Source organism: Mycobacterium sp., from assembly GCF_032162105.1.
GTDB lineage: Bacteria > Actinomycetota > Actinomycetes > Mycobacteriales > Mycobacteriaceae > Mycobacterium.
Window position 1 is genome coordinate 1 of the sequence record NZ_JAVRPS010000017.1, and the last position, 6,772, is coordinate 6,772.

Sequence of the window (6,772 nt, forward strand, 5' to 3'; positions counted from 1 at the left end):
AGGTCGTGGTAGCCGAGGAACGCCACCGCGCCGCGGGACGCCGACAGCGTGAGGAACACCATCACGAGCACGATGAGGACGGTGACGATCGAGCGGTACACCAGAAGCAGCATCAGGATGATGACGCCGAACGTGGCGAACTCGATGATCTTGACGCTTCGGTCGCCTGCCATCTGCTGGTCTGCGGCCAGCGCCGACCCCCCGGTGACGTAGACCTTGACCCCCGGCGGGGGAGTAAGCCCCGCAACGAGTTTCTGCACGTCCGCGACCGACTCGTTGGCCAGGGCTTCGCCCTGATTGCCTGCGAGATACACCTGCACGTATGTGGCTTTGCCGTCGGTGCTCTGGGCTCCGGCTTCCGTCAGCGGATCGCCCCAGAAATCCTGAACGTGCTCGACGTACTTGGTGTCGGCCTCGAGCTTGGCGACCAGGTCGTTGTAGAACCGGTGCGCATCGGCGCCGAGGCGCTGTTCGCCCTCCAGCACGATCATGGCCGAACTGTCGGACTTGAACTCCTCGAAGACCTGGCCGACGCGCTTCATCGCGATCACCGATGGGGCTTCGTCGGGGCTCATCGAGACCGACCGCATCTGGCCGACGACTTCGAGTTGCGGCACGGTCACGTTCAACAGGGCGATGATCGCGATCCAGCCGACGATGATCGGGACCGCCAACCGGCGGATCCACTTCGCCAGGCCGGATCGCCGGGCCTGCTCCGTTGGGGGGTCGATGGTCGGAGCGCTCACCATGTCTTCATCCGACGTTGCGCCCATCCGCATCGCGCGAGTTGGGCACCTCGGCGGAGCTCCTCCCTACGGGGTTAGGTCAGCTTAGTAATACCAGATGCGAACGGTGCGCAGTGGGCTTCGTTCCCGGTTGCGGCCGAAGCTCTACGTGCTCGCGACGTTCACCTGCAACGGGAGGACGATTCGGCTGTGCTGACCCTGAACCCGCACGTCGTACACGTGGTGGCCTCCGGCCGGTTCGATGGGCAGCACGATCTGCGGCGTAATCATGAACACCAACTGCTCCGTCAGCACGAAGGACGTCGATAGGGCAGGATTCCACCGGCTGCCGCCGGGCCCGGTCGCGTCGATGCAGACCACGTACTCCTGCCCAACGGCGTCGTCATCGACGTCGGCGAAGACCACCAGTTGGGTAACGAACCCCGCCGATCCCGGTTGGACCGTGGTGCTAGACCAACACCCACCCGCCACTTCGAGCATTCCGTTCACCTCGCGAGCAACGTTCGCGAAGAAGGCCCCCGTCAAGTGCATACGCCGAATGCTAGAGCCAACGGGGCAGTGATCGTTCCTGGACCTTGGCCTACTGCCGCGCCATCGCTACCCGGAAGCGTTCGTCGGGGTCGATGTAGTGGTCGGCGTCCTTGGCGTCCTCGCCGAGGTCGATCCGCACCCAGTCGATCTTGCCGCTGAACCTGCTGGAGTGTGCGGTGTAATCCGGGCTGACGGTGGTGCCGGACTCATAGCCGACGTCCGTCGTCTCATCGGCCGAGAAGATGAAGCCCTGGGTCTGGTCGACCCGACCGTTGCCGACTTCCTTGCCGTCGTAGTAGAGGGTGACGTTGCCCCCCTTGCCCATTCCGCCGCCGTCATAGTCGAACTCCATGCGCACCTGGGTCGTACCGACCGGAATCGGCTCAGTTGCCTCGATCTCGAACGACTTGATGCCCAGCACGTTGTAGTAGAACTTGGCCCGACCATCCTTGGCGTACAGGCTCCACCCGCCGAACCGACCGCCCTGGGCGATGATCACGCCCTCGAGGCCATCTGCAGGCACCTGCACCTCGGAGGTGACCGCGAACGACTTGTTCTTGATGTCGACGACGCTGTTCTCCGACAGCCGACCCATGCCAGGAAACAGCAATTGGCTGTTGCCCTTGATCAGCGACGGTCGCCCAGCGGTGGCGGGGTTGATGCGCTCGATCTGGCGGTCGTCGAGCGGAAGCACGTTGTACTTGACCGCCTCGATCAGCCAAAGGCGCTGTAGTTCATGCAGTTTCTCCGGATTCTCCTTCGACAGATCCCTCGACTGGGTCCAGTCGCTGTTGCCGTCGTAGAGCTCCCAGACGTCGTCGTCGAAGGCGGGCATCGCCTGGCCGCCCATTGCCCATGGCGTGCGATGCTTGGTCACCGCGCTCCACCCCTTGTGGTAGATGCCTCGGTTGCAGAACATCTCGAAGTACTGGGTCTGGTGCCGCTCGGGTGCATCGGCGTCGTTGAAGCTGTACAGCATGCTGGTCCCCTCGTGGGGGCTCTGCAGTACGCCGTTGACCATCGTCGGCGCCGGAATGCCCGCCGCCTCCAGCACGGTGGGTGCGAGGTCGATGACGTGCGTGAATTGGTTGCGGTGACCACCCTTGTCCTTGATTCCCTTGGGCCAGTGCACGATCGTGCCGTTACGGGTGCCGCCCCAGTGCGAGGCCACCTGCTTGGTCCACTGATACGGCGAATCCATCGCCCACGCCCAACCGACCGCGTAGTGGCCGTAGGAACCCTCTCCGCCGAACTCGCCGAGTTTGGAGATCATGAACTCGGGGGTCTCGATGTCGGCCATCCCGTTGAAGTTGGCCATCTCGTTGAACGCACCCTGCAGGGTGCCCTCCGCTGAAGCGCCATTGTCGCCGACGATCAGGTAGACGAGGGTGTCGTCCAACACCGGCCCCAGGGCATCGAGCAGCCGGCCGACGTGGTGGTCGGTGTGCTCCAAAAACGCGGCGTAGACCTCCATCTCGCGCTCGAGCACGGGCTTGAGCGCCGGATCCATGTCATCCCACGCCGGGATCTCCTCGTGGCGCGGGGTGAGCACGGCGTCCGGTGCGATGACGCCCAGTTCCTTCTGGCGTTCGAACGTGATCTCGCGCTGCCGGTCCCAGCCGTGGGCGAACTTGCCCTTGTACTTGTCAATCCACTCCGGCGGCACCTGGTGCGGCGCATGGGTGGCGCCGGGCGCGAAGTACATGAAGAAGGGTTTGTCGGGCAGCAATGCCTTCTGCTGGCGCGCCCAGTTGATCGCCTTGTCGGTCAGATCCTCGGTCAGGTGGTAGCCCTCGGCCGCCGTCTTCGGCGGCTCGATCGGGGTGGTGCCCTCGTAGAGGGCCGGATCCCACTGGTTGTTCTCCCCGCCGATGAAGCCGTAGAAGTACTCGAATCCGCCGCCTCCGGTCGGCCATGCGGTGAACGGTCCTGCCGGGCTGGTTTGCCACACCGGAATCTCATGGCACTTGCCGAACTGCGCGGTGGAGTAGCCATTGAGCTTGAGGGTCAGTGGCAGCGGCGCCTTGGTATTGGGGAGCACCGAGGTGTACCCGGGCGCCGCGGTCGCGGTTTCGGTGATGTTGCCCATCCCCACCGAATGGTGGTTGCGACCGGTCAACAGGGCTTGGCGCGTCGGCGAGCACAACGCCGTGGTGTGGAACCGGTTGTACTTCAACCCGCCCGATGCCAGCTTTTCGAAGTTGGGCGTCTGGCACGGCCCGCCGAAGGCGCTACTGGCACCGAAGCCCACGTCGTCGATCAGGATGACCAGCACGTTGGGCGCACCCTCCGGTGGGCGCACGTCCCGGATCGGCGGATAACTGGTGTCCGGGTCCTTCGCGTCATAAGTGGTCAGGCCCACGTGCGGGACATCCGGAATGGGCAGGATGTCCCGCACTACCCGGGGCGACGAACTGGCCATGGCAATCCTCCATTGGACAAGTTGAATACCACGTTGGTACAGCGGGTTTCGCACTCACAGCAATCTGCCTACACGTACGAAGCGGGATGGTCGGTAGACGGCCGAACCGATCACGCGCCTCCTCCCGAGGAATGCCCGAGTCAAGATCATCAGGTTAGGCCCCGCGGCTCGGTCGTGGAGCCGTTCTGCGCACGCGACTACTGTCGAGTGATGCGGATAGCCATCGTGGTGTTGGGCGTGATCGTTGCGTTGTTCGGCCTGTTGTGGGCACTGCAGGGATTCGGCGTGGTGGGCGGCAGCCCGATGAGCAACACCACGACGTGGTCGGTGATCGGTCCGATCGTCGCATTGGTCGGCATCGGCATCGCGGTCCTCGGCTCGCGACGGCGCAAGTCCTAGCGATCCACTGACGGCGTGGCCAGCGCCTTCCGCGCGTAGGCCCGCACGTCGGCGTCCCCGTCGTCCAATGCCGAGTTCAGTGCGGCCCGCGCGGCACCGTCGGACGGCGCCCAACGGGTCAGGCTGAGAACCGCCGCCTTGCGCACGTCGAGGTGCGGATCGCTGAGCGCCCGGGTCAACGGAGCGACCGCAACGGTGGTGCGGACGCCGGCCAGGGCGCGCACCGCACCCTGCCGAACCTGCCACGCCGATTCTGCAAGGGCACGCTCGATCGCGGCCAGATCCGGCTCGGAGAAGCCCCCGGCGCCGAGCGCGGTCAGCGCCGCAGCCCGTACCAATGGATCCGGGTCGCGGATGAGCGCCCCGACCGTCGTCGCACCCTCGCCGAGGGTGCCCAGCGCGTTGGCGACCACGATGCGGACCTCGCGGTTCTCGTCCCGCCACGCGGCGCTCACGCCGTCGACATCGTCGACGGACACCAGCGCCCGCACGGCCTCGATGCGGACCCGGTGGTCCGGATCGTCCAGCATGCGACGGAAGTGCGCCGCGTCGCCGACCCTGCGCGAGCTGAGCAGGTAGACCGCGGCCGCACGCACCACCGGATCGGCGGAGCCCAGGAATGCACGTCCGGCGGCAGGGTCGGGCAACACCTCGACGAGTTCGCGCGCCCCGTCGGCCGCCGCGGCGCGGACGCCCGCATCGCCGTCGTCGAGCGCCGCAAGGAGGGCCGGACCGTACTCGTCGGGCAGATGCTCGGTGAGGACGTCGACGGCAGTGCGCCGCACGCCGGCGTCCGGATCGGTCAGAAACACCGAAAGATCGTGGACGGTAAGGGATTCCAGCGACAACACCGCGGCGATGCGTGGCGACGGCGCCTGCGCCGGAGCCGTGTCACGGACCCGCGATTGGTCGGTGGCCGGAGCCTGCCCGCCGACGAGAGCGGGCTGCTGCACCGGGATCGTCACGCCCCCGTCCGTGGGAATGGCGTCCAGCCCGGGGACCGGCACGAAGTACGGCGCCACCGGCCGCTTCAGGAACTCCATCGCCCCATCGGCGTCCTTGCGCAGGTTGAGGTGGTAGCGCCAGTTCTCGTCGTCTCGCTCGGGCAGGTCGGACCGGTCGTGGTAGAGCCCCCAGCGGGATTCCGTGCGGGTCAGCGACGATCGGGCGGCCATCTCGGCGCAGTCCCGGATGACCGACACCTCCACCGCACGCATCAACTCGTGCGGTGTCGACGCACCGATGCCTTTGACCTCGTCGCGCATGCGGTCGAACGTCTGCACCGCGATGGACAGCTTGGTCGCCGTCTTCGGCGGCGCCACATAATCGTTGACGAAGCGGCGCAGCTTGTATTCGACCTGTGGTTGCGGAGGGCCGTCGGGGTTGCGCAGCGGCCGATAGATCAGTTCGTGCGCGGCTGCCACCTGATCGTCCGGAAGCGACTGGGGCGCAACGACATCGGCGAGAGTGGACGCCGCGTGCTGACCGGCCAGCTCGCCGTAGACAAAGGCGCCGATCATGTAGTTGTGCGGCACGCACGCCAGGTCGCCGGCCGCGTACAGCCCCTCCACGGTGGTGCGGGCGTGCTCGTCGACCCACACGCCGGAGGCGGAATGCCCTCCGCACAGCCCGATTTCGGAGATGTGCATCTCGATGTCATGGGTGCGGTAGTCGTGGCCCCGGTTGGAGTGGAACGTGCCGCGGGTCGGCCGTTCCGTGGTGTGCAGGATGTTCTCCAGCGCGGTCAGCGTCTCGTCGGGCAGGTGGCTGACCTTCAGGTAGATGGGCCCGCGAGCCGACTCGATCTCCCGCTTCACCTCCGACATCATCTGGCCCGACCAGTAGTCGGAGTCGACGAACCGCTCACCGGCCGCGTTGACCTGGTAGCCACCGAACGGATTGGCCACGTACGCACACGCGGGACCGTTGTAATCCTTGATCAGCGGGTTGATCTGGAAGCACTCGATGCCCGACAACTCCGCGCCGGCGTGGTAGGCCATCGAGTAGCCGTCGCCCGCGTTGGTCGGGTTCTCGTAGGTGCCGTACAGGTAGCCCGACGCGGGCAGGCCGAGGCGGCCGCACGGACCGGTGGCCAGGATCACCGCCTTCGCGGCGACCACCACGAACTCGCCGGTGCGGCTGTTGAGTGCCGCCGCACCGACGGCCCGGCCGTTCTCGGTGAGCACGCGGACGGGGACGACCCGGTTCTCGATGCGGATCTTCTCGCGCATCGCCTTCTGGCGCAGCACCCGGTAGAGCGCCTTCTTGACGTCCTTGCCCTCGGGCATCGGCAGCACATAGGAGCCGGAGCGGTGTACGCGACGCACGGCATACTCGCCGTGCTCGTCCTTCTCGAACTTCACCCCGTAGCGTTCGAGCCGCTGCACCATCGCGAACCCGCGGGTGGCAGTCTGATAGATGGTGCGCTGGTTGACGATTCCGTCGTTGGCGCGGGTGATCTCGGCGACGTAGTCCTCGGGCTCGGCCTTGCCGGGGATGACGGCGTTGTTCACCCCGTCCATGCCCATCGCGAGCGCACCGGAGTGACGCACGTGCGCCTTTTCCAGCAGCAGCACCTGGGCGCCGTTGTCGGCCGCCGTCAAAGCGGCCATCGTTCCTGCGGTGCCGCCGCCGATCACCAGCACGTCACAGTCGAGCCGGAGGGCACCTTCTG

Annotated in this window: 5 protein-coding genes; 1 reads left to right on the forward strand and 4 read right to left on the reverse strand. The window is 66.3% G+C overall.

Annotation, left to right across the window (positions count from 1 at the left end; all coding sequences use genetic code 11):
- The 3 genes from QOC69_RS00610 to QOC69_RS00620 form a co-directional block, all read right to left on the reverse strand.
- Positions 1-749 (reverse strand): MMPL family transporter (locus QOC69_RS00610; protein ID WP_526435321.1); only part of this gene is annotated, 749 nt, incomplete at its 3' end.
- Between the two features lie 141 nt (positions 750-890).
- Complete coding sequence (locus QOC69_RS00615) at positions 891-1,277, reverse strand: hypothetical protein (protein WP_526435323.1); 387 nt, start codon at positions 1,275-1,277, stop codon at positions 891-893.
- A gap of 49 nt (positions 1,278-1,326) precedes the next feature.
- The gene (locus QOC69_RS00620; protein WP_526435325.1) at positions 1,327-3,699 is read right to left on the reverse strand and encodes an arylsulfatase; all 2,373 of its coding nucleotides are present in this window, start codon (positions 3,697-3,699) and stop codon (positions 1,327-1,329) included.
- A gap of 210 nt (positions 3,700-3,909) precedes the next feature.
- Here QOC69_RS00620 and QOC69_RS00625 point away from each other — a divergent pair, with 210 nt between their 5' ends.
- The gene (locus QOC69_RS00625; protein WP_526435327.1) at positions 3,910-4,098 is read left to right on the forward strand and encodes a hypothetical protein; all 189 of its coding nucleotides are present in this window, start codon (positions 3,910-3,912) and stop codon (positions 4,096-4,098) included.
- Here QOC69_RS00625 and QOC69_RS00630 read toward each other — a convergent pair.
- A partial coding sequence (locus QOC69_RS00630) for a fumarate reductase/succinate dehydrogenase flavoprotein subunit (RefSeq protein ID WP_526435329.1) occupies positions 4,095-6,772 on the reverse strand: 2,678 nt, incomplete at its 5' end. The two genes, QOC69_RS00625 and QOC69_RS00630, sit on opposite strands and share 4 nt — an antisense overlap.

Coding starts and splice junctions, on each gene's coding strand:
- QOC69_RS00615 (WP_526435323.1), bottom strand. CDS start 1,277: ATGCACTTGACGGGGGCCTTCTTCGCGAACGTTGCTCGCGAGGTGAAC.
- QOC69_RS00620 (WP_526435325.1), bottom strand. CDS start 3,699: ATGGCCAGTTCGTCGCCCCGGGTAGTGCGGGACATCCTGCCCATTCCG.
- QOC69_RS00625 (WP_526435327.1), top strand. CDS start 3,910: ATGCGGATAGCCATCGTGGTGTTGGGCGTGATCGTTGCGTTGTTCGGC.